Origin of the sequence: Streptomyces sp. NRRL S-244 (assembly GCF_000717915.1) — a bacterium.
GTDB lineage: Bacteria > Actinomycetota > Actinomycetes > Streptomycetales > Streptomycetaceae > Streptomyces.
Window position 1 is genome coordinate 26,939 of sequence record NZ_JOCX01000002.1, and the last position, 24,540, is coordinate 51,478.

The window sequence follows — 24,540 nt, forward strand, 5'->3', positions numbered from 1 at the left end:
ACCATGCTGCTCGAAGTCCGCGACCTCCATGTGGAGTTCCGTACGCGGGACGGAGTCGCCAAGGCCGTCAACGGCGTCAACTACTCGGTGGACGAGGGCGAGACGCTCGCCGTGCTCGGCGAGTCCGGCTCGGGCAAATCGGTGACCGCGCAGGCCGTGATGGGCATCCTCGACATCCCGCCCGGGCGGATCGCGGGCGGCGAGATCCTCTTCAAGGGCAAGGACCTGCTGAAGATGAAGGAGGAGGAGCGGCGGAAGATCCGCGGCGCCGACATGGCGATGATCTTCCAGGACGCCCTGTCCTCCCTGAACCCGGTCCTCAGCGTGGGCGCCCAGCTCGGCGAGATGTACGAGGTCCACCGCGGGATGTCCCGCAAGGACGCCAAGGCCAAGGCCGTCGAGCTGATGGACCGGGTGAAGATCCCGGCGGCGCGGGAACGGGTGGGGGACTACCCGCACCAGTTCTCGGGCGGCATGCGCCAGCGCATCATGATCGCGATGGCGCTGGCCCTGGAGCCCTCCCTGATCATCGCGGACGAGCCGACGACGGCCCTGGACGTGACCGTCCAGGCCCAGGTGATGGACCTGCTCGCGGAGCTCCAGCGCGAGCTCAACATGGGGCTCATCCTCATCACCCACGACCTCGGTGTGGTCGCCGACGTAGCCGACAAGATCGCCGTCATGTACGCGGGCCGGATCGTCGAGGCGGCCCCCGTCCACGAGATCTACGCCGCTCCCGCCCACCCGTACACCCGCGGCCTGCTCGACTCCATCCCGCGCCTCGACCAGAAGGGCCAGGAGCTGTACGCGATCAAGGGCCTGCCGCCGAACCTGCTGGCCATCCCGCCCGGCTGCGCCTTCAACCCGCGCTGCCCGATGGCCCAGGCGGTCTGCCGCACCGACGTCCCGCCGCTCGCGCAGGTGGGCGCGGACCGCACGAGCGCGTGCTTCTTCTGGAAGGAGTGCCTCGGTGGCTGAGCCCATCCTGGAGGTCAAGGACCTCGTCAAGCACTACCCGCTGACCCAGGGCATCCTGTTCAAGAAGCAGGTCGGCGCGGTCAAGGCGGTCGACGGGGTCTCCTTCGGCCTCGCGCGCGGCGAAACGCTCGGCATCGTCGGCGAGTCCGGCTGCGGCAAGTCCACCGTCGCCAAGATGCTGGTCAACCTGGAACGCCCGACGGCCGGGGCGATCTCGTACAAGGGCGAGGACATCACCAAGCTGTCCGGCAGGGCCCTCAAGGCCGTCCGCCGCAACATCCAGATGGTGTTCCAGGACCCGTACACCTCGCTGAACCCGCGCATGACGGTCGGCGACATTATCGGGGAGCCGTACGACATCCACCCCGAGGTGGCTCCCAAGGGCGACCGGCGCCGCAAGGTCCAGGAACTCCTCGACGTGGTCGGGCTCAACCCCGAGTACATCAACCGGTACCCGCACCAGTTCTCCGGCGGCCAGCGCCAGCGCATCGGCATCGCCCGCGGACTCGCGCTGCGGCCGGAGGTCATCGTGGCGGACGAGCCGGTCTCCGCGCTCGACGTCTCCGTCCAGGCCCAGGTGATCAACCTCCTGGAGCGCCTCCAGAACGAGTTCGAGCTGTCGTACGTGTTCATCGCGCACGACCTCTCGATCGTGCGGCACATCTCCGACCGGGTCGGCGTGATGTACCTGGGCCGGGTGGTGGAGATCGGCACCGACACGCAGATCTACGACCACCCCACCCACCCGTACACCCAGGCCCTGCTGTCGGCCGTGCCCGTCCCGGACCCGCGGGCCCGCGCCCACCGCGAGCGGATCATCCTGACCGGCGACGTGCCCTCCCCGGCCAATCCGCCGTCCGGCTGCCCGTTCCGCACCCGCTGCTGGAAGGCGCAGCAGCGCTGCACGGACGAGGTCCCGCTGCTGGCCGTTCCGGAGGCCTTTCCGTCCGGTCCGGCGGCCCATCCCTCGGCCTGTCATTTCGCAGTCGAAATCCGGCCACCCCGCGCGGATTCGCTCCGTTAGGGTCACCTTCCCGCCAACCCGGTTTACGCGCAGGCAACTTGACCGTTTCTGTCCCGAGATCTGGGGCGTGCAGCCTGGGTCCCGTGCGGCCGTGCGGGTGCCGACAGCCGGCCGGGGAGGCGTACAGACTCCCCGGCCGGCCTCCCCCGTGACCCTGCGCATGCGCGGCGTGCGCCCCTCGTGCTGCCGGAATTCGATCGATGCGCTGGTACGGATAGTTATGATCCGTAGCGCACGGTGGGTATGTACTCCGCCGAGCACTGAGTACGAGTACGCGTACCGATGTCCGCTCGACGTGGAGGTGAAACGCCGTGGCACTCTCGATCTCGGCCGTGGTGCTGCTGGCGATCGTCGTCTTCCTGCTGGTCCGCCGGTCGGGCCTGAAGGCGGGCCACGCCGCTGTCTGTGTGCTCCTCGGGTTCTACTTGGCGAGTTCGACGATCGCGCCGACCCTCAGCCAGCTGACCACGAACGTGGCCAGCATGATCAGCGGCCTCAAGCTGTAGGCCGCCCGCCGCTTGATCGTAGTCTTGGCCCCATGAACGGTCTTCCCGCCCGTCGGCTGCTCCTGGTGCACGCGCACCCGGACGACGAGTCGATCAACAACGGCGTCACCATGGCCAAGTACGCGGCCGAGGGTGCCCACGTCACGCTCGTGACCTGCACCCTCGGTGAGGAGGGCGAGGTCATCCCGCCCGGGCTCGCGCACCTGGCGCCCGACCGCGACGACACCCTGGGCCCCCACCGCATCGGCGAGCTCGCCGCCGCGATGGCGGAACTCGGCGTCACCGACCACCGGTTCCTCGGCGGCCCCGGCCGCTTCCGGGACTCCGGGATGATGGGCGCCGAGCAGAACCTGCGGCCCGGGTCCTTCTGGTCCACCGACGTGGACGAGGCCGCCGCCCACCTCGTCGAGGTCATCCGCGAGGTCCGCCCGCAGGTGCTCGTCACGTACGACCCCGACGGCGGCTACGGGCACCCCGACCACATCCAGGCCCACCGGGTCGCCACGCGCGGCGCGGAGCTGGCCGCGGAGGCCGCCTACCGCCGGGACCTCGGCGACCCGTGGCGGATCGGCAAGATCTACTGGAACCGGGTGCCGCGCTCGGTGGTCGAGGAGGGCTTCGCCCGGCTGAAGGCGGCGCGGGAGCACCCCCCGGCGGTGGCCGAGGGGGACCCCAAGGCGCCCTTCCCGGGGCTGGCTTCGCCGGACGACGTGCCCGGGGTCATCGCCGATGACCGGATCACCGCCGAGATCGGGGCCGACGAGGCGTTCGTGGCGGCCAAGGCGGCCGCGATGCGCGCCCACGCCACCCAGATCGCCGTGGACGGGCCCTTCTTCGCGCTCTCCAACGACCTCGCGCAGCCGCTGTTCGCCCGCGAGTACTACGAACTGGTCGCCGGCCGGCCGGGCGCCCCGGCGGGCGAGCGCGAGCACGACCTGTTCGCGGGGGTGGACGCGTGACCGGCACCCTGACCCCCGGGCGGATCGCCACCCTGCTCGGCCTGTTGGCCGCCGGCCTGCTGACCGGCGCCGCCGGCTGGCTCGTCGTGGACCTGTGGTTCCCCGGCGGGCTGCTGCTGGGCCTGCTGGCCCTCTTCGGGCTGTTCCTCGGCGGCCGGATCGCCGTCGGGACCGGGCTCGGGGTGGGCGCCGGAGCGCTCGGCTGGTTCCTCGCGTATGTGGTGCTGAGCATGCCGCGCCCGGAGGGGGACTTCCTGCTCGGTTCGTCCGCAATCGGTATGTACGCCTACCTTTTGGGCGGGGCGGTGCTGGCTGTGATGTGTGCCACGCTGCGCGGCCCGTTCGACGGGCCGGTTTCGGCCGCGCGGTCCGGCAAGTGACGTGCCGTTGAACTCGGTCGGGGTGTGCGTTCACGGGGGTTGGGCGGGGGTCGGCGGGCTGCTCGGAGGGGGCGCGAGGGGGTTGAAGGGGAACCCCTGATTCCCCTAGGACAGTTGCGCGAGGGCGGCGGCCAGTATGGTGGTCGGGCCGCCGAGCTGCCCGCGCACGGCACGCGGGCGGCGGAGCCAACCGGGAGAACCTGCCTTGAGTCGTGAAACCGACAGTTCGTCCTCCGGGCCCCAGGGGCGCGGTGGAGCCGCTTACCCCTCGGGTACACCGCCGTACGGAACCGGCCGGAACCCGTCCCTGCCTGTGCCTGGGCCTGGCGCGGCGACTGCCTCGGAGGAGAACCCTGTGACCTCGAACCCGTCCACGCCCGACACCGACGGGCCGAAGACCGAGACCACCCTGACGACCCGGATCCGGATCAACATCCCGGGTTCGCGGCCGATCCCGCCGGTGGTCGTACGCACGCCGGTGGCGGCCGCCGCCGAACCGGAGCCGGAGGCCGCGGCCGAGCCCGCCGCCGTCGCCGGGCAGCCCGCGGCGGAGCCCGCCGGGAGCGCGCCCGCCGCCGAGCCCGAGGAGGCGGCCAGCAACTGGTTCGCCCCCCGCAAGTCGGCGGCCCCGGCGCCCGCGCCCGCCGCGGCTCCGGCCCCGGCGCTGCCGACCCGTACCCCGGCAGCGGCGGGCCCCGCGCCCGTGCTGCCCACCCGTACGCCGGCCGGTCCCGGCCCGGTGCCGCCCGGCCCGGGGGCCGGCTTCGCACCGGGCCGCCCGGCCGGCCCGGGTCCCCGTACGGGCGCACCGGCCGGCCCCGGCTACGGCCCGGGCCCCGGCCCGCAGGCACCGCCCGCTCCCCGGATGCCCGGCGGCCCCGGCGTCGGCACGCCCCTGGGGCACTCCGGTTACGGCGACACCGACGGCGGCCCCGCCACCGAGGCGTTCCCCGCGTACGGCGGCCCGGTCGGTACCGGCGCCCCCGCGGGCCCCACCGGCGGCCCCGCGCTCGGCTCCGTCCCGGTCGGCGCCCCCCGCGGCGCCGAGGCCCCCCGCTGGCCCGGACCCGAGCTGGACGACCCGTTCCCGCCGATGCCCGGTCCGGGCGGTCCGGGCGGTCAGGGCCCGGTCCCGACGCCGGTCCCGAAGCCGGTCCCCGTCCAGGCGGCGGCCGCCCCCGCCCGCCCGAAGCCGGCCTCCTCCATGACGCCGACCAAGGTCAAGAAGGGCCGCTCCAAGCTGGTCCTCCTCGGCGGCGGCCTCATCGCCCTGCTCGGCGTGGCCTACGGCGCCGGGCTGCTCCTCAACCACTCCGACGTCCCCAAGGGCACCACCGTCATGGGCGTCGACATCGGCGGCAGCCGCGACGAGGCCGTCGGCAAGCTCCAGACGGCCTTCGGCAACCGCGCCGCCTCCCCGCTCGCGCTCACCGTCGGCGGCAAGCAGGTCGAGCTCAAGCCCGAGAAGGCCGGCCTGAGCCTGGACGCCCAGACCACCGTCCGCAACGCGGCGGGCAGCGACTACAACCCCCTCACGGTCATCGGCTCGCTCCTCGGCAACGAGCGCATCGCGGAAGCCGAGTTGCCGGTCGACGAGGAGAAGCTCCAGGTCGCGCTCCAGGAGCTGGCCGGCACCGCCGGCACCGCCACCGAGGGCACCATCACCTTCGACACCGGCAAGGCCGTCGCCGTCCCCGGCAAGCCCGGCACCACCCTGGACGCGGGCGCCTCCGCCGATCTGGTCAAGAAGGCCTTCCGCGAGCTGGTCTCCACCGGCAAGGCCGCCCCGGTCGAACTCCCGGTCACCACCAAGAACCCGGTCGTGGACCAGGCCGAACTGGACCGGGCCATGAAGGAGTTCGCCGAGCCCGCGATGTCCGGCGTGGCCACCGTCAAGGCGGGCGGCAAGTCCCTCCCGTTCGGCGCCAAATCCCTGCCCAAGATCCTCAGCATGCAGGTCGTGGACGGGCACCTGACCGAGAAGTACGACCTGGAAGCGCTCAAGGCCACGTACGGGAACGCCTTCGACGGCGTCCTGATCACGCGCGGCACGGGCGAGAAGACCGCGGTCACCCCGCAGGACGTCGTCGGCGCACTGCGCCAGGCGCTGCGCGGCAAGACCGCGGCCGAGCGGACGGTCACGATCAACACCAACGGCAGCTAGCGAACCGGCTTGCGAAGAGCCCCCGTCCGACCTCTCGGGCGGGGGCTCCGCCCTGTCCGCCGCCGGCCCGGCCGGTCGGCCCGGCCGGCCCGGGCGCAGCGCCCGTCATGCCGGCCGCATGACATCTGTCATCCACCAGTCACGACCGCAGACACTGCCGCGCACACCCCCGTACGAGGGAATCTTCGGTCATGACGACGACGACCTCGGCGCACACCACCGCCGCGAAGGACACCGGCTCCGGCGCCGGCCCGGTGGTGGCCTTCCAGAACGTGACCAAGAGCTACGGCGCGGTCCGCGCGGTCGACGGCCTCTCCCTGGAACTCCACCCCGGTGAGACCGTCGCCCTGCTCGGCCCCAACGGCGCCGGCAAGTCCTCCACCCTCGACCTGCTGCTGGGCCTGCGCCCCGCCGATTCCGGCACCGTCCGGCTCTTCGGCACCACCCCCCGCGAGGCCATCGCGGCCGGCCGGGTCGGCGCGATGCTCCAGAGCGGCGGCCTGATGGAGGACGTGACCGTACGGGAGATCGTCGCCCTCGGCTGCGCCCTGCACCCCCGCCGCTACCCGGTCGAGGAGGTGCTCGACCGCGCCGGGATCGGCGAGATCGCCGACCGCGTGGTCAACAAGCTCTCCGGCGGCCAGGAGCAGCGCGTGCGCTTCGCCCTCGCCACGGCCGGACGGAACGACCTGATCGTCCTCGACGAGCCGACCACCGGCATGGACGTCACCTCCCGCCAGGCCTTCTGGGCCACGATGCGGGAGCAGGCCGCCCAGGGCCGCACGGTCCTGTTCGCCACCCACTACCTCGAAGAGGCCGACGCGATCGCCGACCGCGTCCTGGTCCTCAACAAGGGCCGGCTGCTCGCCGACGGCACCGCCGCCGAGATCAAGGCCAAGGCCGGCGCCCGCCGGATCGCCTTCGACCTGGCCGCGGACGCCCCCGTGGACGAGACGGCGCTGCGCGCCCTCCCGTACCTGACGGCGTACGAGCGCCACGGCGACACGGTCCGGCTGCAGTCGCGCGACGCCGACGCCACCGTCCACGCCGTGTACGCGCTGGGGCTCTACCCCCGGAACCTGGAAGTCGCCGGGCTGGGCCTGGAGCAGGCCTTCATCGCCCTCACCGAGGCCGAGGAGGCCAAGTAATGCCGACCACCGGAACGCTCCAGCTCATCAAGCTCGAGATCAGCCGCGCCCTGCGCAACAAGAAGTACCTGTTCTTCACGGTCCTCTACCCGGCCGCGCTGTTCCTGATGCTCGGCGGCACCCTGAACGGCACCACGAAGGTCATGGGCACCGAACTGACCATGCCCGCCTTCTACATGGTCGCCATGGCCTCCTTCGGCGCCCTGACCGCCGTCCTGATGGGCAACAGCGAGCGCATCGCCAAGGAGCGCGAGAAGGGCTGGGTCCGCCAGCTGCGGCTGACCGCGCTGCCCGGCCGCGGCTACGTCCTCGGCAAGACCGCCAGCGCGGGCGTGCTCTCGCTGCCCGCCATCCTGGTCGTGTTCGCGGTCGCCGCGCTCGTCAAGGGCGTACGGTTCGACGCCTGGCAGTGGCTCGCCCTGACCGGTTCCATCTGGGCCGGCAGCCTCGTCTTCGCCGCCCTCGGCGTGGCGATCGGCTACCTGGCGAGCGGGGACACCGTCCGCCCGATCACGATGCTGTTCTACTTCGGCCTGTCGATCCTCGGCGGCCTGTGGATGCCGACCGCGAACTTCCCCCAGTGGCTGCAGAACATCTGCGAATGGCTGCCGACCCGGGCGTACGCGGGCCTCGGCCAGGCCATCGAGCTCGGGGGCGCGCCCCACCTGAAGGACGTGGCGATCCTGGCGGTGTACTTCGTACTGTTCACCGGTGCCGCCGCATGGCTGTACCGCAAGGACTCGCTGAAGGCGTGACGGGTGTGACGAGCGTGATGGGTGCGACGGGGACGACCGGTGGAACCGGCGCGGCGGAGCCGATGACCGAGACCGGTCTGATGGGGACGAAGGGCGGCCCCCGGATCGGGGCCCGCCCCGAGAACCGCCGGCAGAGGGTCGTGAAGTCGCTGTGGATCAGCGTCTGGCTGTTCTACCTCAGCGCCCCCGTCACCGACCTGGTCAGCGGCGGACACAGCCTCGGGGCCCGGCTGCTCGGCGGCCTGGGCCTCGTGGCCTTCGTCGCCTGGTACCTGGTCCTGGTCTTCCGCACCGCCCGGCAGACCCAGGTGCGGCGCGTACTGCTCTCGGTGGCGGTCCTCTCCGCGCAGGCCACGATCCTGTCGCTGGCCCTGGGCCGCGAATGGCTCGTCCTCTTCGTCTACGTGGCGATCGCCTCCGGCGCCGCGCTGCCGGGGGAGATCTCCCGGTTCACGGTGCCCGGCGCCACCGTCCTGCTCGCGCTGACGGCCTTCGCGGTGCCGGGCGGCGACGAGTACCTGGCCGGGCTGCTGATCCCGGCCCTGATGGGCGGGTTCGCGATGGTCGGCATCCGCGCGATGATCCGCACGACGATGGAACTGCGCGAGGCGCGGGCCACGGTGGCGCAGCTCGCGGCGAACGAGGAGCGGCTGAGGATGGCCCGGGACCTGCACGACCTCCTCGGCCACTCGCTGTCCCTGATCACGCTCAAGAGCGAGCTGGCGGGGCGCATGCTGCCGGAGCACCCCGAGCAGGCGGCCCGGCAGGTGGCCGACATCGAGCAGGTCAGCCGGCAGGCGCTGGTCGACGTACGGGAGGCCGTGAGCGGCTACCGGCGGCCGACCCTGCCCGGCGAACTGGCGGGCGCCCGCACGGCGCTGGCGGCGGCGGGCGTGGTGGCGGACCTCCCGGCGGAGCCGGTGGAGCCGGTGGAGGACCTCCCCGAGGAGGTGGAGTCGGCGCTGGCCTGGTCGCTGCGCGAGGCGGTGACGAACGTGGTCCGGCACAGCGGGGCGCAGCGGTGCACCGTCCGGCTGGAGACCCGGCAGACCCTGGCCGGACGGGTGGTGGAGCTGTCGGTCGCCGACGACGGCGGGGGCGGACCGGCGCAGGCGGGCAACGGGCTGACGGGCCTGACGGAACGCCTGGAGGCGGTCGGCGGCACCCTGTCGGCCGGACAGACGGGCAAGAAGGGCTTCCGCCTGCTGGCCCGCATCCCCCTAGGATCGGGATCATGAGCAGCACACGCCCCATCCGGATCCTCCTGGCGGAGGACCAGTCCATGGTCCGGGAAGCCCTCGCGGCCCTCCTCGGACTGGAGCCGGACATCGAGGTGCTGGCCCAAGTCGCCCGCGGCGACGAGGTGGTGCCGGCGGCCCGGGCGCACGACGTGAACGTCGCGCTGCTCGACATCGAGATGCCGGGCATGACGGGCATCGAGGCGGCGGCGGCCCTGCGGACCGCGGTCCCGGAGCTCAAGATCGTCGTCCTGACCACCTTCGGCCGCCCCGGCTACCTGCGCGGCGCGATGGAGGCGGGGGCATCGGCGTTCCTGGTCAAGGACGCCCCGGCCGCGCAACTGGCCGATGCGGTGCGCAAGGTCCTTGCGGGCGAGCGCGTCATCGACCCCACCCTGGCGGCGGCGGCCCTGGCGGAAGGCGCGAACCCGCTGACGGACCGCGAACGGGAGGTCCTGCGCGCCGCCGAAGACGGCGCCACGAACGCCGAACTCGCGGCCCGCCTCCACCTCTCCCAGGGCACGATCCGCAACTACCTCTCGACGGCGATCCAGAAGCTGGCTGCCCGCAACCGCGCGGAAGCCGTCCGCACGGCCCGCGAGAAGGGCTGGCTGTAGGGGCCGGCCGGAGCCGATCCGGCCCCGCGCCGCGGCGCCCGCCCCGGGCCGGTCAGTTCAGCAGGGCCCTGGCCGACAGGGCCTCGCCGCGGATCCGCGCCGCGGCCGGCGGATCGATCGCATCGACCACCTGCGCGTAGGACTCCATCTCGGCGGCGCCGAACGCGAACTCCCCCCGCTCGACCAGCAGCTTCGCCCGCTCGTACCGCAAGGACGCCGGATGCGAGGGCAGCAGCAGCGACAGCTCCAGCGCCCACAGCGCCACCCCCGAGTGCTCCGGCCGCGCCGACGCCCACGCCCTGATGTTGTTCAGGATCCGCAGGACGATGTCCAGCGTCCGCGCGGGCGTCCGCGGCTCGGCCGCCTGCTCCGCGGGCCCGGCCCCCAGCGAGGCGCCCCCGGCGAACGGGTCCACCACCAGCCCCTCGTCCGGATCCCCGAACCCCACCACGAAGTGTCCCGGCAGCCCCAGCCCGTACACCGGCGCACCCGCGCGCCGCGCGACCTCCAGCCAGACGACGGACAGGAGGATCGGCAGGCCCCGGCGCCGCCGCAGCACCTCGTGCAGCAGCGAGGACGACAGCCGGTCGTAGTCCGCGGGCGTGCCGTGGAAGCCCATCCTGCCGCCCAGCAGCTCCGTCACCGCCGAGGCCCAGGCCTTCCCGCCGCGCAGCCCGTACGGCAGCATCCCCGCCAGCCGGTCCAGCTCGATCTGCGCCCAGTCCATGGCCCGCTCGTCCAGCTCCGGATCCGCCTCCGCGGCCAGCAGCAGGCACAGCAGGGCCAGGTCCGGCCGCTCCGAGCGGGCCTCCTCCGCGAACCGCGCCCGGGACTCCGCGCTCATCGCGCGGCCCCCGCGGCCGGGGCCGTCTCCGCCCGGGACCGGAAGTGGTGGTACGCGTGGTGCGTCGCAAAGCCCAGCCCGTCGTACAGCGCCAGCGCACCCGCGTTGTCCGCCTCCACCTGGAGCCACGCCGCCGACGCGCCCTCCTCCAGCGCCCGCCGGGCCAGTACCGCCATCACCGCCGTGCCCAGGCCCCCGCGCCGGTGCTCCGGGTCGACCTCGACCGCCGCGAAGCCGGCCCACCGGCCGTCCACCACCAGCCGCCCGATCGCCCGCCCGGGCAGCGTCGCGAACCACACCGAGGGCCCCGCGACCAGCACCCGCCGGGCCACCTCCGGGTCCTTGACCCGCCCGTACATCCCGAGCCACTCCTCGTCCGGGGCGCGGGTCAGCCGTACCCCGGAGTCGGTGGCACCGGTGTCCACGTCCGCGATCGGCGCCAGCGCCGCGATCCGGACCTGGGCCGACACCTCGTTCACCCAGCCCCGGCGCTCCAGCTCCGCGCCCAGCAGCTCCTGGGTGCCGACCGCGCCCGTGGCCGTCTGCACGTACGCCGGAAGTTCACGTTCCGCGTACCAGGCCGTCACTCGCGCGAGTGCTTCGTCCAGCGGGACCCCGGGGTCGCCGAGCGGCAGCACGGAATTGGCCCGCCGGGTGAAGCCGCCGGCCGCCCGCAGCGTCCACTCGCCCAGCGGCTCGCTCTCCAGCGGCTGCCAGGCCCGCGCGCCGACCCGCGCCAGCTCCTCGAAAGAGGCCGCGGGACCCCGCCGCCGGGCCGGTGCCGGGGGCACGATCTTGCCCGCCACCAGCGACGATTCCAAGATGCGGACGGACTCGCCGCTCTTTCGTGTGATCGTCAGCACACCTTGGTCCCAGGATGTGAGAACCCCTACCGTGTCAGTGAACGACGGCGCCTTGTCCGCCCCGCTCTCGACCCGTCGTATAGAGACTCGTTTACCCACGTCAGCCGGGGTAATACGGATCTCCAGCAGCCCACCGGCAGTGATTTCCACAGCTCTGTCCGCCCCTCCTGTTCGGATCGTGCCCGGGAACGGAGATACTAGGCGTGGGCATCGACGACGCCGCGCTCCCGCGCGATATGGAAAGCCCTACCGAGGAGGAACGAGAGCGTGACCTACGTCATCGCGGAGCCTTGTGTCGACGTCAAGGACAAGGCATGCATCGAAGAGTGCCCCGTCGACTGCATCTACGAGGGCCAGCGGTCCTTGTACATCCACCCGGACGAGTGCGTCGACTGTGGTGCGTGTGAGCCGGTCTGCCCGGTCGAGGCCATCTTCTACGAGGACGACACTCCGGAAGAGTGGAAGGACTACTACAAGGCGAACGTCGAGTTCTTCGACGAGCTCGGTTCGCCCGGTGGTGCCTCCAAGCTGGGCCTGATCGAGCGTGATCACCCGTTCGTCGCGGCGCAACCGGCGGACATCAACGCGAGTCACTGACGACGGCCGGTACCGCCAGAGCCGTCCCTCGGTCCCGTACGGCCCCCGTGCCGCGCGGGACCGAGCCGTTTGCCCGCACGCACAGCCAGTACGTCCAGCACCAGTAGAGAGCAGAGAACACCGTGGCCGCAGTATCCGCACGTCTTCCCGCCTTCCCCTGGGACAAGCTGGAGCCGTACAAGAAGACGGCGGCGGCCCACCCGGACGGCATCGTGGACCTGTCCGTGGGCACGCCCGTGGACCCGGTCCCGCAGCTGGTCCAGGACGCCCTCGTCGCGGCCGCCGACTCTCCGGGCTACCCCACGGTGTGGGGCACCGTCGCGCTGCGCGACGCGATCACCGGCTGGCTGAAGGGCCGCCTCGGCGCGAGCGCCGCCGGGCACCGCAACGTCCTGCCGGTCGTCGGCTCCAAGGAGCTGGTGGCCTGGCTGCCGACCCAGCTGGGTCTGGGGGCCGGGGACAAGGTGGCGTACCCCCGGCTCGCGTACCCCACGTACGAGGTCGGCGCGCGGCTGTGCGGCGCGGAGGCGGTCGTCTACGACGACCCCTGGGACCTCGACCCGGCCGGTGTGAAGCTGCTGTGGCTCAACTCCCCGTCCAACCCCACCGGAAAGGTCATCCCGAAGGAAGACCTGGTCCGGATCGTGACCTGGGCGCGCGAGCACGGGATCCTGCTCTTCAGCGACGAGTGCTACCTGGAGCTGGGCTGGGAGGCCGAGCCCGTCTCCGTCCTGCACGACGACGTCTGCGGCGGATCGTACGAGGGCATCGTCGCCGTCCACTCGCTCTCGAAGCGCTCCAACCTGGCGGGCTACCGGGCCGCGTTCATCGCCGGTGACGCCGAGGTGCTCGGCGAGCTGCTGGAGATCCGCAAGCACGGCGGCATGATGACCCCGGCGCCGGTGCAGGCGGCCACGGTCGCCGCGCTCGGCGACGACGCGCACGTCGCGGAGCAGCGCGGGCGCTACGCGGCGCGGCGCGAGGCGCTGCGGGCGGCCCTGGAGGCGCACGGCTTCCGGGTCGAGCACAGCGAGGCCAGCCTGTACCTGTGGGTGACCCGGGACGAGCCCTGCTGGGACACGGTCGCCCACCTCGCCGGGCTGGGCATCCTGGTCGCGCCGGGCGATTTCTACGGTGCGGCGGGCGCGGAGTTCGTCCGCGTCGCCTTCACGGCGACGGACGAGCGCGTCGAAGCGGCGGTCAAGCGCCTCGCCTGACCCGGCCGTCGGCGCGGCCGAGGTCCGCAGACGGCCCGAGGGGCCGGGAGCTCGTGCTCCCGGCCCCTCGGTGTTCCTGCGTGCGGCGGGTCAGCCGCCCAGCGGGAGGCCGCCCAGCGGCAGCCCCTGGGTGGGGAGCGCGCCGGTCAGGGTGCCGGTCTGGACGGCGTCGGTCGGCAGCGCGTCGGTGGGCAGGCCCTTGGTCGGCAGGGCGTCGGTGGGCAGGCCCTTGGTCGGCAGCGCGTCGGTCGGCAGGCCCTTGGCCGGCACCCCGCCGAGCAGGCCGGTCGCGGTGTCGGTGATCTCCGCGGGGGCGCCGGGTACGGCCTTGGCGGCGGTGTCCGTCGCGGTGGTGGCAGCGGCCTCACCGGTGCCGACCACGTCGCCCGCGGCGCCGGTGGCGTCCGAGGCGTCGGGGCTGGTGAGCGCGCCCAGCTGCGGCACGGACCCCAGGTCCGCGGCGCTGGCCGCGCCGGCCGCACCGACCACGGGAGCTGCCCCGGCTGCGAGCAGCAGCGCGGTACGGGCGATCCGGCGGGTCAGGGGGAGGGACATGATGCTCCTAAGCGGTAGCGGCTGAGTACGCCGTGTACAACCGCTCGGGGGGCGGGTGGAGTTGCGGAGACATCGGGTAAAGGATCAGTAACGCATCGTTTAATCGGCCTGCGCTACAACCTCATCGGATGCGCGCCGACCAGCGGTTCCGTCCTCCAGGAGGCGGATCGGGCCGCTGCCCGGTCACCCCCGCACGGGGGACGCCTCGTACAGGCGAGCCCACGGCGGCGGCAGCCCGTCACTGGGCCACGAAGATCCGTACCGAGCCGTCCTCCGCGCGGTGGGGATCGACGGCCCCGGTCTTGCCCTGCGGGCCGGCGGGGCCCAGCTGCTGCCACTCGCCCTTCGCCTGGCCCGCCACCCAGCTCGCCGGGCCGTACGAGACCCGGACGACCCCCATCCCGCGCGAGTTGGCCACCGCCCAGCCCGCCATCACCTTGCTGCCGCGCGCCGCGGAGGCCCCGCCGTCCTTCTTCTCGACGAACGTCACCTCGGCCTCCTTGACCTTCCCGGCCGCGTCCTGCGTACGGCGCGGCTCCGCCGGAGCGTTGTGCATCTTGGCCTTGGCGAAGATCCGGGTGAGCTCCGTGCGCACCTTCTCCGGGTCGCCCGGCGCGGTCGGCGCGGGTCCGCCACAGGTCAGCTCGCCGTCCCCGGCGAACGCCGCCGCGATCACGACCGCTTCCGACTCGTGCTTCGCGTACGCCTCGGGGTAGCCGCTGCGCTGCACCTCCTGCGCGGCCTCCGTCAACGGGAGCTGCGCGTACCCCTTGACCTCGACGAGGTGGTCGTAGAACTTCCCGGCCGAGTACACCGGGTCCATGATCTGCGCCTCGGTGCCCCAGCCCATCGAGGTCCGCTGCTGGAACAGGCCCAGCGAATCCCGGTCGCCGTGGGGGAGGTTGCGCAGCCCCGACTCCTGCATCGCGGTCGCCAGCGCGATGGTCACCGCCCGGTCCGGCAGGCCCTTGGCGACGCCGACCGCCGCTATGGTCGCCGCGTTGCCCGCCTGTTCCGGGGTCATGTCGACGCCGGTCGGACTCGTCCGCACGCTGGCCGTACAGTGCGGCGCGCCGCCACCGCCGTTCGTGGTGTTGTACTGCACGGCGAAGTAGCCGATCAGCGCGAGCAGCACCAACACACCGGCGCACGTGAGCAGCGGCCGACGTCGGCGACGAGGACGGGAGGGATCGTTCCGGGTCACGGCGCCCACCGTACTTGAGCCATGCGACGCGTCCACCGGCCGGACGTGAGAGCTTCGCCGCAGTCCTGGGCATTAGGGTCAGAGCCATGTCCGAATCCGAGCTGGACCTCACCCTGGACGCCGCCGAGCTGACCGCCCGGCTCGTCGACATCCCGTCCGTGAGCGGCGACGAAAAGGTCCTCGCCGACCTGGTGGAGCACGCGCTGCGCGCCCTGCCGCACCTCACGGTCGACCGGTACGGCAACAACGTCGTGGCCCGTACGAACCTCGGCAGGGCCGAGCGCGTCGTCCTCGCCGGCCACCTCGACACCGTGCCGATCGCCGGCAACGTCCCGTCCCGCCTGGACGAGAACGACGTCCTGTGGGGTTGCGGAACGACCGACATGAAATCCGGCGTCGCCGTACAGCTGCGCATCGCCGCGACCGTGCCCGCTCCCAACCGCGATCTCACCTTCGTCTTCTACGACCAGGAGGAGGTCGCCGCCGACCTCAACGGCCTGGGCAAGGTCGCCGAGGCCCACCCCGACTGGCTGACCGGCGACTTCGCGGTCCTGCTGGAGCCGTCGAACGCCGAGGTCGAGGGCGGCTGCCAGGGCACCCTGCGCGTCCTGCTCCGCACGTCCGGCGAGCGCGCCCACTCCGCGCGCAGCTGGATGGGCTCCAACGCCATCCACGCGGCGGCCCCGATTCTCGCCAAACTCGCGGCGTACGAGCCCCGCAAGCCGGTGATCGACGGCCTGGAGTACCACGAGGGCCTGAACGCGGTCCGGATCGAGGGCGGCGTCGCCAACAACGTCATCCCCGACGCGTGCACGGTGACGGTCAACTTCCGATTCGCCCCTGACCGCAGCATGGACGAGGCGATCGCCCACGTACGGGAGGTCTTCGCGGACTGCGGCGTCGACGAGTTCGTCATCGACGACTTCTCGGGCGGCGCCCTCCCCGGCCTCTCCCACCCCGCCGCGGCCGCGTTCATGGAGGCGGTCGGCGGCCGCGCCATGCCGAAGTTCGGCTGGACGGACGTCTCCCGCTTCAGCGCCCTCGGCGTTCCGGCGGTCAACTACGGCCCGGGCGACGCCCTGCTGGCCCACAAGGTCGACGAGCGCGTGGAGACGAAGGCGATCCTCCACTGCGAGGAACGACTCCGCGCCTGGCTGACCTCCTGAATTCCGCTTCTCGTCACCTTTGTGCGCCTAGGCTGATCCAACGATCAGCAGGAGGGAGCACATCATGGGCAACCACCGCACTTCCGACGGGGACGCTCGTCGCCGGCCCGAGGAGCAGCAGCTCGGGCCGGTGCTGCGCAGGAGGAGCCAGGTGCAGGCGGGCAGTACGACGGACCAGCGGCTGCTGGATTCCGCCGGGCCTTCCGAGTGGGTGCACACCGATCCCTGGCGGGTCCTGCGCATCCAGTCGGAGTTCATCGAAGGCTTCGGCACGCTGGCCGAGCTGCCGCCGGCGATCAGCGTGTTCGGCTCGGCCCGTACGCCCGCCGGCTCGCCGGAGTACGAGGCCGGCGTGCAGATCGGCAGCGCGCTCGTCGAGGCCGGCTTCGCGGTGATCACGGGCGGCGGCCCGGGCGCGATGGAGGCGGCCAACAAGGGCGCCCGGGAGGCCAACGGGATCTCCGTGGGCCTGGGCATCGAGCTCCCCTTCGAGCAGGGGCTCAACCAGCACGTGGACCTCGGGCTGAACTTCCGGTACTTCTTCGTCCGCAAGACGATGTTCGTGAAGTACAGCCAGGGCTTCGTGGTCCTGCCGGGCGGACTCGGCACGCTGGACGAGCTGTTCGAGGCCCTGACCCTGGTCCAGACCCAGAAGATCACCCGGTTCCCGATCGTGCTGTTCGGGTCGCAGTACTGGTCGGGCCTGGTCGACTGGCTGAAGAACACCGTGATCGCGCAGGGCAAGGCCTCGGAGCGCGACCTCTACCTCTTCCACGTCACGGACGACGTGGACGAGGCGATCGCGCTGGTGACGAAGGAAGTCGGCAAGTAGCCGCCACCGCCGCGACGGCCGCCCCGCCGCTACGCGAGCCCCCGGCGGGCCACCGCCGGGGGCCGGTGGCCCCGGATCGAGGCCACCATGTCCAGGAGCCGTTTCTTCACGCCGCTCTCGCGCGGTTCGGCGCCGGGGCGCCTCACCGGCTTCGAGTGGCTGCGCCGGCCTCCGGCCGTCGGGCCGTGTGGCTCAGGCCAGTCCCCGGCGCGCCACCGCGGGCGGCCGGTGGCCCCGGATCGAGGCCACCATGTCCAGGAGCCGTTTCTTCACGCCGCTCTCGCGCGGTTCGGCGCCGGGGCGCCTCACCGGCTTCGTGCGGCTGCGCCGGCCTCCGGCCGTCGGGCCGTGTGGCTCAGGCCAGTCCCCGGCGCGCCACCGCGGGGGGCCGGTGGCCCCGGATCGAGGCCACCATGTCCAGGATCTGCTTGGTTTCCGCGACCTCGTGGACCCGGTAGACCTGGGCGCCGAGCCAGGCCGAGACGGCCGTCGTGGCCAGGGTGCCCAGCAGGCGCTCCTTGACCGGCTTGTCGAGGGTCTCGCCGACGAAGTCCTTGTTGGACAGGGAGACCAGCACCGGCCAGCCGGTGTCCGCCATCTCGCCCAGCCGGCGCGTGGCCTCCAGCGAGTGGCGGGTGTTCTTCCCGAAGTCGTGGCCCGGGTCGATCATGATCGCGTCGCGCCGGACGCCGAGCGCGGCCGCGCGCTCCGCGAGCCCGACCGTGACCCGCAGGATGTCCTCCATCACGTCCTCGTACGTGATCCGGTGCGGCCGGGTGCGCGGCTCGACCCCGCCCGCGTGGGTGCAGACCAGGCCGGCGCCGTGGCGGGCCGCGACCTCGGCCAGCTTCGGGTCCACCCCGCCCCAGGCGTCGTTCAGAACGTCGGCCCCGGCTTCGCACACGGCCTCGCCGACCTCGTGCCGCCAGGTGTCGACGCTGATCACCACGTCCGGGTGGCGGCGCCGCACCTCGGCCACGAAGCCCACCGTGCGCCGGGCCTCCTCGGCCGCGTCCACGTGCTCGCCCGGACCCGCCTTGACCCCGCCGATGTCGATGATCGCGGCGCCCTCGGCGACGGCCTGCTCGACCCGGTCCAGCGCGGGCTCGTCGCGGAACGTCGCACCCTGGTCGTAGAAGGAGTCCGGAGTCCGGTTCACGATGGCCATGATCACCGGCTCGTGGGTGTCGAACTCGCGCCTGCCCAGTCGCAGCATCCCGTTCTTTCCTCCTCCGGCGGCCCTCGCGCCTCGCTGCGACCTTAACCTGGTGGCCGGTGGCCCGATGTCTCTCAGGGAGTTGCTCGTGTTCTGGTTCTTGCTGATCGCGCTGGTCGTGGTCGTCGCGGCGGTCACCCTGGCCGTGGTGGGCGGTGGTTCCGAGGCGGTGCTGCCGGAGGCGGAGCCGGACCGGGTGGCCGACGCGCTGCCGGAGAGCCGCCCGGTCGTACGGGGCGACATCGACGCCCTGCGCCTGCCGGTCGCGCCGCGCGGGTACCGGATGGCCGAGGTGGACGACGTACTGGAGCGGCTCGCGGCGGAGCTCGCCGAGCGGGACGCGCGGATCGCGGAGCTGACCGCCGCGGCCGCGCAGGGCCGCGGCGCGCAGGCGCCGGGCAGCGCGGTCGACCTGCACAAGGACGCCCACCAGGAGGGGCGGTGACGGCGGTCGCGGGTCCGGACGGCGGCCTGCGCTGCCCCTGGGCGCTGGCCACCGAGGAGTACATCGCGTACCACGACACGGAGTGGGGGCGCGCGGTGCACGGGGACGACGCCCTGTACGAGCGGCTGTGCCTGGAGGCCTTCCAGTCGGGGCTGTCCTGGCTGACGATCCTGCGCCGGAGGGAGGGCTTCCGTACGGCCTTCTCGGGGTTCGTGATCGCCGAGGTCGCCGCCTTCGGGCCGGCCGACGCGGAGCGGCTGCTCGCCGACGAGGGGATCATCCGCAACCGGGCCAAGATCGAGGCCACGCTCGCCAACGCGAAGGTGCTGGCCGAGTGGGAGCCGGGCGAACTGGACGAGCTGATCTGGTCGTACGCGCCGGAGCCGGGCCGCCCGGCCCCGGCGACGATCTCCGAGGTGCCGGCGGTGACGCCCGAGTCCACGGCCCTGTCCAAGGCGCTGAAGAAGGCGGGGATCCGGTTCGTCGGGCCCACGACCGCCTATGCGCTGATGCAGGCCTGCGGCCTGGTCAACGACCACCTGGCCGCCTGCGCCGCCCGTACCCCCGCCTGAGGCGGAGGAGGGCGGGGGCAGGCGGCGAAACGGGGCGCCGGACCCGGCTGCCGGGTTCAGCGGCCCGGGTTCAGCGGCCCAGGTACTTCGGCGGCTGCTTCGCGAGGAAGGCCTGGACGGCGATCGAGTGGTCCTCGGAGGCGCCCGCGCGGGCCTGCAGGGTGTCCTCGTGGGCCAGCGCCTCGGCCAGCGAGCGGGAGGCCCCGTAGGCGAGGGACTCCTTGAGGGCCGCGTAGGCCACCGTCGGGCCGGCCGCCAGGGTGCGGGCCACCGCCTCGGCCTCCGCGTGCAGGGAGTCCGAGGGGACCAGGCGGTTCACGATGCCGAGCTCGTACGCCTCCTGCGCCTTCACGGAGCGGGGGAAGAGCAGCAGGTCGGATGCGCGGGAGGCGCCGATCAGGCGGGGGAGGGTCCAGGAGACGCCCGAGTCGGCGGTCAGCGCCACCCCCGCGAAGGAGGTGTTGAAGGAGGCCGTGTCGGCGACGACCCGGAAATCCGCCGCCAGTGCGAAGCCGAAGCCCGCCCCGGCCGCCACGCCGTTGACGCCCGCCACCACCGGCTTGGGCATCTCGGTCAGGGCGCGCACGATCGGGTTGTAGTGCTCCGCGACCGTGTTCATGGTCAGCGAGGAACCGGTCTCGCGGTCCGCCGCCAGGTTCCCGATGTGCTCCTTGAGGTCCTGGCCGACGCAGAACGCCCGGTTGCCGGCCGCCGTCAGCAGCACCGCCCGGACGGCCGGATCGGCGGCCGCCGCCTGGACCGCGTCGCGCAGCGCGACCTTGGCCTCGGTGTTCATCGCGTTCATGGCGTCGGGACGGTTGATCGTGATCTTCGCGAGTCCGTCGGTCACTTCGTAGAGCACGCTGTCGGCCATGGCAGGGGGTCCCCCTTCGTCGCGGGCTTGGCTACCGGCCGGTACCGGCCGGTGCAAGGGCCAGCATGGCGGACCGGACCGCTCCGGGGCATGTGATGTGCGTCAAAGAAAGCGGAGGGCCGACGCCGGGTGCGACGGCGCAGTATCGCAGGCACGTCCCCGAAATGAGTGGTTTTGGCCGAGCGCGTTGCGCAAGCGTTCCCTGCCGATGTTGGTCATCGGGTCCTGACATGCGGGATAATGGCCAAGAAGCAATGTGTTCGATGCCGGGTTCCAGGCGCCTGAATGGGGCCGTCGGCTGACGATGAGCTGGTTTCAGGAAGGGGAACGAGCATGGCGGCCATGAAGCCGCGGACGGGCGACGGCCCGCTCGAGGTCACCAAGGAGGGGCGGGGCATCGTCATGCGCGTACCGCTCGAGGGCGGCGGTCGGCTTGTCGTCGAGCTGACTCCGGACGAGGCGGACGCCCTGGGTGACGCCCTGAAGAAGGTCGTCGGCTAACCCGTCGGCAGCACCGCAACACCGCAGCACCAGTATTCTCTGCGCCGCCCCGGCCGCTTCCCGCGGTCGGGGCGGTGTTGTGTCATGTCCGGGTCCGGGTCCCGCCGGGCCGTACGGGCGCTCAGCGCCGGACCGCGCACAGCAGGCCGTCGCCGACCGGGAGCAGGGCGGCCTCCAGCGCCGGGCTCTCGCGGACGCTGCGCAGCAGCTCCCGTACGCGCAGCACCTCGGTCTGCTGGGCCGCCCCGTCGACGGTGCGGCCGTCCGAGAAGACCCCCTCGAAGCACACCAGCCCGCCGGGGCGCAGCAGGCGCAACGATTCGGCGAGGTAGTCGAGGGACTCGGAGGGGTCCCCGTCGCAGAAGACGAGGTCGTACCCGCCGTCGGCGAGCCGGGGGAGTACGTCGAGCGCGCGGCCGGGGATGAACCGGGCGCGGTTGCCCGCGAAGCCGGCGGCGCGGAAGGCCTGGCGGGCGAAGGCCTGCCGGTCGGCCTCGGGATCCACGGTGGTCAGCACCCCGTCGGGGCGCATGCCGTGGAGGAGGTGGATGCCGGAGACGCCGGTGCCGGTGCCGATCTCGGCCACCGCCTTGGCGTCCGCGGTGGCGGCGAGCAGGCGCAGCGCGGCCCCGGTGCCCGGGGAGACGGAGCGAAGGCCCGCTTCCCTGGCCCGGTCGCGGGCCCACCGCAGAGCGTCGTCCTCGGCGACAAACGCGTCGGCGAACGCCCAGCTCGTCTGCCGGTTGCCGGTAATGACCCTCTCCTGTCCCCATAGTTGGCGCAACGGTGACTGTATCCGCTGACGTCGGGAACCCGCAGATGGGACCGGGCGTTGGAGAAAACAGCGGCGGACTGAACCAGCGAGGCGAAAAGGGGCGTATGGGCCGGGCGCAGCCGGGATAGATGGGGCGGCAGCGGGCAGATCGACGGCCCGGCCAGTCGCAGGCACGTGCAAAGTTACTGCAAAAACGCTTATCCGGAGCTGACGGGAGGGGTGGCTATGGTAGGGACTCCACTGGACACCACCAGAGCCGATAGGGGAGGTGCGGCTGCGCCTGTGGATCGTGGAGGCGTATTCAGACGCCTCTTCTGGTCGGCGGGTGAGCCGAAATCCGTGACCGACATTGCTGACCGCTTCCACACCGCTGCCACCGCAACCACCGCGACCTTTGCCGCCGATGCGGGCACCCAGGCGTGGACCCCTCCTTCATGGGAGGAGATCGTCAGCACGCACAGTGCGCGGGTCTACCGCCTTGCCTACCGTCTGACGGGCAACCAGCACGACGCCGAGGACCTGACGCAGGAGGTCTTCGTCCGCGTCTTCCGCTCGCTGTCCACGTACACGCCGGGCACCTTCGAGGGCTGGCTGCACCGGATCACCACCAACCTGTTCCTCGACATGGTCCGCCGCAAGCAGCGGATCCGCTTCGACGCGCTCGCCGACGACGCCGCCGAGCGGCTGCCGAGCCGCGAGCCGTCCCCGCAGCAGGTCCTGCACGACACCCACTTCGACGCGGACGTGCAGCAGGCGCTGGACACCCTCGCGCCCGAGTTCCGCGCGGCCGTGGTGCTGTGTGACATCGAGGGCCTGTCGTACGAGGAGATCGCCGCGACGCTGGGCGTGAAGCTCGGCACCGTGCGCAGCCGTATCCACCGGGGCCGGTCGCACCTGCGCAAGGCGCTCAAGCACCGGTCCCCCGAGGCCCGGGCCGAGCAGCGGGCGCTGGCGGGAGTGGCGGTGGGCGCGCCGGGCGCCGGGGGAGAGGGCGGAACCGAGTGAGCGGAGTCAGTCCCTCTCCTGCCGAGCAGCACCTGGGTGACCGGCTGGCCGCCCTGGTCGACGGGGAACTGGGCCATGACGCGCGCGAGCGGGTCCTGGCCCATCTGGCCACGTGTGCCAAGTGCAAGGCCGAGGCCGATGCGCAGCGCCGCCTGAAGAGCCTGTTCGTCGAGAGCGCGCCGCCGCCGCTGTCGGCCGGGCTGTTGGCCCGGTTGCAGGGGCTGCCGGGCGGTGGTCCCGACGGGCCGCCGGGTCCCTCTTCCGGTCCGCTGGGTCCGCCCGGCGCGGACCTCTTCGGGTACGTGGCTCCGGCCGCGCCGCAGCAGGGTTTCCGCATCCACGAGGTGGGGCGGCCGCGCCGCCGCTTCGCGTTCGTGGCGGCCGGGGCGGTCTCGCTGGCCGCGATCGCGCTGGGCGGCTCGCTGCCGATCGACTCGCTGGATCCGACCGTACGGGGCGAGGCCCCCGCATCGCGTCCGGGCCCGGCGGTGTCGGTGACGGATGCGGTGGTCCGCGACCGCGCTCCCGGCCCAGGCCCAGGCCCAGGCCCCGGCCCCGGCCCCGGTTTCGTGGCGGGCCCGCGCCCCACGGCTCCCCTCCCTCCGGTGCATCCCTCGATCTCTCCCCGCCCGGTCTCTCTCACCCGCTGAGGGGCCGCCCACCGGGGGTGGAGCCCCCGGTGGGCGGTGGACCTGGTTGAATCTGCGGCAGATGCGCCGCCCGGCGGTGCCACAGGTACCTCGGGGGAGCGCCCATGGCCGATCAGCAGCAGTCCGACACGGCCCCGACGTGGTGGAGCCGCCCCGCCGCCCCGCAGGCGGAACCGGAGGCGGCTTCGGGCCCCGTGGCCGAGGCCGTGCCGCAGGCCTCCGACGCCGCGGCGGGGCCGCGGTACGACCCCTGGGGCGAGCAGCCGCTGCAGGTGGTGGACCAGGGCAAGGCGGCCGGCGGCGGCCACGTGGTACGGATGCGGCACGCCCTCGCGCTCGGCCTCGGCATCGCCCTGCTCGCCGGGGGCATCGGCGGGTGGCTCGGCGTACTCGCCGAGCGCCAGAGCAGCACGCGCCTCGAACTGCCCCAGGCCGCCGTCGAGAACAAGGGCCGCGCCCCCGAGAGCGTGGCCGGCATCGCCGCCACCGCGCTGCCCGGCGTCGTCACCCTCCACGTACGCGGCAGCACCGGCAGCGGTACCGGAACCGGGTTCGTCCTCGACGGGCAGGGGCACATCCTGACCAACAACCACGTCGTCTCCGACGCCAAGGACATAACGGTCACCTTCAGCACCGGCGAGAGCGTCACCGCCGCGCTGGTCGGCCGCGACAGCGGCTACGACCTGGCCGTGGTCAAGGTCGACGGCGTACGGGGCCTGCAGCCGCTCTCCCTCGGGAACTCCGAGAACGTGAAGGTCGGCGACCCGGTCGTGGCCATCGGCGCGCCCTTCGACCTCTCCAACACCGTCACCGCCGGCATCATCAGCGCCACCGGCCGGCCCATCACCGCCGGCGGCGACAAGGGCGACGGCAGCGACATCAGCTACGTCGACGCCCTCCAGACCGACGCCCCCATCAACCCCGGCAACTCCGGGGGCCCGCTCCTCGACGCCAAGGCCCGCGTGATCGGCATCAACAGCGCCATCCGGGGAGCCGACAAGGGCGAATCCGAAAAGCAGAGCGGCAGCATCGGGCTCGGCTTCGCCATCCCGGTCAACCAGGGCAAGCGCGTCGCCGAGGAGCTGATCCGCACCGGCCGCGCCACCCACCCCGTCATCGGCGTCACCCTCGACATGGAGTACACCGGCGACGGGGCCCGCGTCGGCACCAAGGGCGAGGGCGGCAAGCCCGCCGTCACCCCCGACGGCCCCGGGGCCCGGGCCGGGATCCAGGGCGGCGACGTGATCACCAAGGTGGACGGCGTGCGCGTGCACGGCGGCGACGAGCTCGTCATCAAGATCCGCGCCCACCGCCCCGGCGATCCGCTCACCCTGACCGTGCTGCGCGACGGCCGCGAGCGCACCCTGGAGCTGGTCCTCGGTTCGGCGAACGGATCATGACCAGATGGAGAATCCGGGGCTGATGCGCCACCGATGTATGGGCCCGCCGACGAGG

26 protein-coding genes and 1 pseudogene are annotated in these 24,540 nt (G+C 72.8%); 20 read left to right on the plus strand and 7 right to left on the minus strand.

Annotation, left to right across the window (positions count from 1 at the left end; genetic code table 11):
* Positions 1–3 precede the first annotated feature (3 nt).
* From IF02_RS0102360 to IF02_RS0102405, 10 genes are all read left to right on the plus strand, one after another.
* Positions 4–978: an ABC transporter ATP-binding protein gene (locus tag IF02_RS0102360; protein ID WP_030153397.1), complete on the plus strand. Its 975-nt coding sequence runs from the start codon at positions 4–6 to the stop codon at positions 976–978.
* Entirely contained in the window at positions 971–2,002 is a 1,032-nt protein-coding gene (locus tag IF02_RS0102365) for an ABC transporter ATP-binding protein (RefSeq protein WP_030153399.1), read from the plus strand. Before IF02_RS0102360 ends, IF02_RS0102365 begins: the two co-directional genes overlap by 8 nt.
* A gap of 311 nt (positions 2,003–2,313) precedes the next feature.
* Positions 2,314–2,508, plus strand: coding sequence for a hypothetical protein (locus IF02_RS0102370; protein ID WP_030153401.1), 195 nt, complete (start codon positions 2,314–2,316; stop codon positions 2,506–2,508).
* A gap of 32 nt (positions 2,509–2,540) precedes the next feature.
* Positions 2,541–3,467, plus strand: a complete 927-nt coding sequence (gene mshB, locus IF02_RS0102375; RefSeq protein WP_030153403.1) for an N-acetyl-1-D-myo-inositol-2-amino-2-deoxy-alpha-D-glucopyranoside deacetylase — start codon at positions 2,541–2,543, stop codon at positions 3,465–3,467.
* Positions 3,464–3,847: a DUF6113 family protein gene (locus IF02_RS0102380; RefSeq protein ID WP_030153405.1), complete on the plus strand. Its 384-nt coding sequence runs from the start codon at positions 3,464–3,466 to the stop codon at positions 3,845–3,847. The genes mshB and IF02_RS0102380 overlap by 4 nt, the downstream gene beginning before the upstream one ends.
* A 205-nt stretch (positions 3,848–4,052) precedes the next feature.
* The gene (locus tag IF02_RS33435; RefSeq protein ID WP_030153407.1) at positions 4,053–6,011 is read left to right on the plus strand and encodes a hypothetical protein; all 1,959 of its coding nucleotides are present in this window, start codon (positions 4,053–4,055) and stop codon (positions 6,009–6,011) included.
* A gap of 191 nt (positions 6,012–6,202) precedes the next feature.
* Positions 6,203–7,159, plus strand: a complete 957-nt coding sequence (locus tag IF02_RS0102390; RefSeq protein WP_030153409.1) for an ABC transporter ATP-binding protein — start codon at positions 6,203–6,205, stop codon at positions 7,157–7,159.
* The gene (locus tag IF02_RS0102395) at positions 7,159–7,914 is read left to right on the plus strand and encodes an ABC transporter permease (RefSeq protein ID WP_030153411.1); all 756 of its coding nucleotides are present in this window, start codon (positions 7,159–7,161) and stop codon (positions 7,912–7,914) included. Before IF02_RS0102390 ends, IF02_RS0102395 begins: the two co-directional genes overlap by 1 nt.
* Positions 7,915–7,976: 62 nt before the next feature.
* Positions 7,977–9,152, plus strand: coding sequence for a sensor histidine kinase (locus IF02_RS0102400; RefSeq protein WP_078621850.1), 1,176 nt, complete (start codon positions 7,977–7,979; stop codon positions 9,150–9,152).
* The gene (locus IF02_RS0102405) at positions 9,149–9,769 is read left to right on the plus strand and encodes a response regulator transcription factor (RefSeq protein ID WP_030153415.1); all 621 of its coding nucleotides are present in this window, start codon (positions 9,149–9,151) and stop codon (positions 9,767–9,769) included. Before IF02_RS0102400 ends, IF02_RS0102405 begins: the two co-directional genes overlap by 4 nt.
* Before the next feature lie 52 nt (positions 9,770–9,821).
* Here IF02_RS0102405 and IF02_RS0102410 read toward each other — a convergent pair whose 3' ends face one another.
* Both IF02_RS0102410 and IF02_RS0102415 read right to left on the minus strand, forming a co-directional pair.
* Complete coding sequence (locus IF02_RS0102410; protein ID WP_030153417.1) at positions 9,822–10,613, minus strand: transglutaminase-like domain-containing protein; 792 nt, start codon at positions 10,611–10,613, stop codon at positions 9,822–9,824.
* Positions 10,610–11,626 (minus strand): GNAT family N-acetyltransferase, encoded by a 1,017-nt coding sequence (locus IF02_RS0102415; protein ID WP_037835380.1) that lies wholly within the window; start codon positions 11,624–11,626, stop codon positions 10,610–10,612. The genes IF02_RS0102410 and IF02_RS0102415 overlap by 4 nt, the downstream gene beginning before the upstream one ends.
* 117 nt (positions 11,627–11,743) lie before the next feature.
* Between IF02_RS0102415 and fdxA the strand changes: the two genes are divergently transcribed.
* Both fdxA and dapC read left to right on the plus strand, forming a co-directional pair.
* Positions 11,744–12,073: a ferredoxin gene (gene fdxA, locus IF02_RS0102420; protein WP_030153420.1), complete on the plus strand. Its 330-nt coding sequence runs from the start codon at positions 11,744–11,746 to the stop codon at positions 12,071–12,073.
* Between the two features lie 122 nt (positions 12,074–12,195).
* Positions 12,196–13,290: a succinyldiaminopimelate transaminase gene (dapC, locus tag IF02_RS0102425; RefSeq protein ID WP_030153422.1), complete on the plus strand. Its 1,095-nt coding sequence runs from the start codon at positions 12,196–12,198 to the stop codon at positions 13,288–13,290.
* Positions 13,291–13,380: 90 nt separating this feature from the next.
* On the opposite strand, the gene IF02_RS0102430 is transcribed toward dapC, so the two are convergent.
* Both IF02_RS0102430 and IF02_RS0102435 read right to left on the minus strand, forming a co-directional pair.
* On the minus strand, positions 13,381–13,845 hold the full coding sequence (locus IF02_RS0102430; RefSeq protein WP_030153423.1) for a hypothetical protein: 465 nt from the start codon (positions 13,843–13,845) through the stop codon (positions 13,381–13,383).
* Between the two features lie 238 nt (positions 13,846–14,083).
* Positions 14,084–15,049: a hypothetical protein gene (locus IF02_RS0102435; RefSeq protein ID WP_030153424.1), complete on the minus strand. Its 966-nt coding sequence runs from the start codon at positions 15,047–15,049 to the stop codon at positions 14,084–14,086.
* Positions 15,050–15,135: 86 nt separating this feature from the next.
* Here IF02_RS0102435 and dapE point away from each other — a divergent pair, with 86 nt between their 5' ends.
* The gene (gene dapE / locus IF02_RS0102440; protein WP_030153425.1) at positions 15,136–16,215 is read left to right on the plus strand and encodes a succinyl-diaminopimelate desuccinylase; all 1,080 of its coding nucleotides are present in this window, start codon (positions 15,136–15,138) and stop codon (positions 16,213–16,215) included.
* A 64-nt stretch (positions 16,216–16,279) separates the two neighbouring features.
* Positions 16,280–17,047, plus strand: a complete 768-nt coding sequence (locus IF02_RS0102445) for a TIGR00730 family Rossman fold protein (RefSeq protein ID WP_030153426.1) — start codon at positions 16,280–16,282, stop codon at positions 17,045–17,047.
* A 355-nt stretch (positions 17,048–17,402) separates the two neighbouring features.
* On the opposite strand, the gene folP is transcribed toward IF02_RS0102445, so the two are convergent.
* Positions 17,403–18,263, minus strand: a complete 861-nt coding sequence (gene folP / locus IF02_RS0102460; protein ID WP_030153427.1) for a dihydropteroate synthase — start codon at positions 18,261–18,263, stop codon at positions 17,403–17,405.
* Between the two features lie 82 nt (positions 18,264–18,345).
* Between folP and IF02_RS0102465 the strand changes: the two genes are divergently transcribed.
* Both IF02_RS0102465 and IF02_RS0102470 read left to right on the plus strand, forming a co-directional pair.
* A complete protein-coding gene (locus IF02_RS0102465) occupies positions 18,346–18,708 on the plus strand; it encodes a DivIVA domain-containing protein (RefSeq protein ID WP_030153429.1) in 363 nt (120 codons plus the stop codon).
* Positions 18,705–19,280 carry a DNA-3-methyladenine glycosylase I gene (locus tag IF02_RS0102470; protein WP_030153430.1) on the plus strand — a complete coding sequence of 192 codons (576 nt, stop codon included), beginning with the start codon at positions 18,705–18,707 and terminating at the stop codon, positions 19,278–19,280. The genes IF02_RS0102465 and IF02_RS0102470 overlap by 4 nt, the downstream gene beginning before the upstream one ends.
* Before the next feature lie 70 nt (positions 19,281–19,350).
* Here IF02_RS0102470 and IF02_RS0102475 read toward each other — a convergent pair whose 3' ends face one another.
* Positions 19,351–20,154 carry an enoyl-CoA hydratase/isomerase family protein gene (locus tag IF02_RS0102475; protein WP_030153431.1) on the minus strand — a complete coding sequence of 268 codons (804 nt, stop codon included), beginning with the start codon at positions 20,152–20,154 and terminating at the stop codon, positions 19,351–19,353.
* A 333-nt stretch (positions 20,155–20,487) separates the two neighbouring features.
* Between IF02_RS0102475 and IF02_RS33440 the strand changes: the two genes are divergently transcribed.
* Positions 20,488–20,655, plus strand: a complete 168-nt coding sequence (locus IF02_RS33440) for a DUF3117 domain-containing protein (RefSeq protein ID WP_003966491.1) — start codon at positions 20,488–20,490, stop codon at positions 20,653–20,655.
* Between the two features lie 121 nt (positions 20,656–20,776).
* Here the strand turns inward: IF02_RS33440 and IF02_RS0102485 are convergent, their stop codons facing one another.
* Positions 20,777–21,439 carry an O-methyltransferase gene (locus IF02_RS0102485; RefSeq protein WP_030153432.1) on the minus strand — a complete coding sequence of 221 codons (663 nt, stop codon included), beginning with the start codon at positions 21,437–21,439 and terminating at the stop codon, positions 20,777–20,779.
* Between the two features lie 216 nt (positions 21,440–21,655).
* Between IF02_RS0102485 and sigE the strand changes: the two genes are divergently transcribed.
* The 3 genes and pseudogenes from sigE to IF02_RS0102500 all read left to right on the plus strand — a co-directional run bounded on the left by sigE (position 21,656) and on the right by IF02_RS0102500 (position 24,485).
* The gene (gene sigE / locus IF02_RS0102490; protein ID WP_078621824.1) at positions 21,656–22,435 is read left to right on the plus strand and encodes an RNA polymerase sigma factor SigE; all 780 of its coding nucleotides are present in this window, start codon (positions 21,656–21,658) and stop codon (positions 22,433–22,435) included.
* Positions 22,432–22,890, plus strand: a pseudogene (locus IF02_RS32100) (zf-HC2 domain-containing protein); the annotation flags it as partial. The gene sigE and the pseudogene IF02_RS32100, both read left to right, overlap by 4 nt.
* A gap of 299 nt (positions 22,891–23,189) precedes the next feature.
* A complete protein-coding gene (locus IF02_RS0102500) occupies positions 23,190–24,485 on the plus strand; it encodes a S1C family serine protease (RefSeq protein WP_030153436.1) in 1,296 nt (431 codons plus the stop codon).
* Positions 24,486–24,540 lie beyond the last annotated feature (55 nt).

What these genes read in the sequence shown, in the direction of transcription:
- IF02_RS0102360 (WP_030153397.1), top strand. Translation starts at nt 4, where the DNA reads ATGCTGCTCGAAGTCCGCGACCTCCATGTGGAGTTCCGTACGCGGGAC.
- mshB (WP_030153403.1), top strand. Translation starts at nt 2,541, where the DNA reads ATGAACGGTCTTCCCGCCCGTCGGCTGCTCCTGGTGCACGCGCACCCG.
- IF02_RS0102390 (WP_030153409.1), top strand. Translation starts at nt 6,203, where the DNA reads ATGACGACGACGACCTCGGCGCACACCACCGCCGCGAAGGACACCGGC.
- IF02_RS0102395 (WP_030153411.1), top strand. Translation starts at nt 7,159, where the DNA reads ATGCCGACCACCGGAACGCTCCAGCTCATCAAGCTCGAGATCAGCCGC.
- IF02_RS0102400 (WP_078621850.1), top strand. Translation starts at nt 7,977, where the DNA reads ATGACCGAGACCGGTCTGATGGGGACGAAGGGCGGCCCCCGGATCGGG.
- IF02_RS0102405 (WP_030153415.1), top strand. Translation starts at nt 9,149, where the DNA reads ATGAGCAGCACACGCCCCATCCGGATCCTCCTGGCGGAGGACCAGTCC.
- IF02_RS0102410 (WP_030153417.1), bottom strand. Translation starts at nt 10,613, where the DNA reads ATGAGCGCGGAGTCCCGGGCGCGGTTCGCGGAGGAGGCCCGCTCGGAG.
- IF02_RS0102430 (WP_030153423.1), bottom strand. Translation starts at nt 13,845, where the DNA reads ATGTCCCTCCCCCTGACCCGCCGGATCGCCCGTACCGCGCTGCTGCTC.
- dapE (WP_030153425.1), top strand. Translation starts at nt 15,136, where the DNA reads ATGTCCGAATCCGAGCTGGACCTCACCCTGGACGCCGCCGAGCTGACC.
- IF02_RS0102445 (WP_030153426.1), top strand. Translation starts at nt 16,280, where the DNA reads ATGGGCAACCACCGCACTTCCGACGGGGACGCTCGTCGCCGGCCCGAG.
- folP (WP_030153427.1), bottom strand. Translation starts at nt 18,263, where the DNA reads ATGCTGCGACTGGGCAGGCGCGAGTTCGACACCCACGAGCCGGTGATC.
- IF02_RS0102475 (WP_030153431.1), bottom strand. Translation starts at nt 20,154, where the DNA reads ATGGCCGACAGCGTGCTCTACGAAGTGACCGACGGACTCGCGAAGATC.
- IF02_RS33440 (WP_003966491.1), top strand. Translation starts at nt 20,488, where the DNA reads ATGGCGGCCATGAAGCCGCGGACGGGCGACGGCCCGCTCGAGGTCACC.
- sigE (WP_078621824.1), top strand. Translation starts at nt 21,656, where the DNA reads ATGGTAGGGACTCCACTGGACACCACCAGAGCCGATAGGGGAGGTGCG.
- IF02_RS0102500 (WP_030153436.1), top strand. Translation starts at nt 23,190, where the DNA reads ATGGCCGATCAGCAGCAGTCCGACACGGCCCCGACGTGGTGGAGCCGC.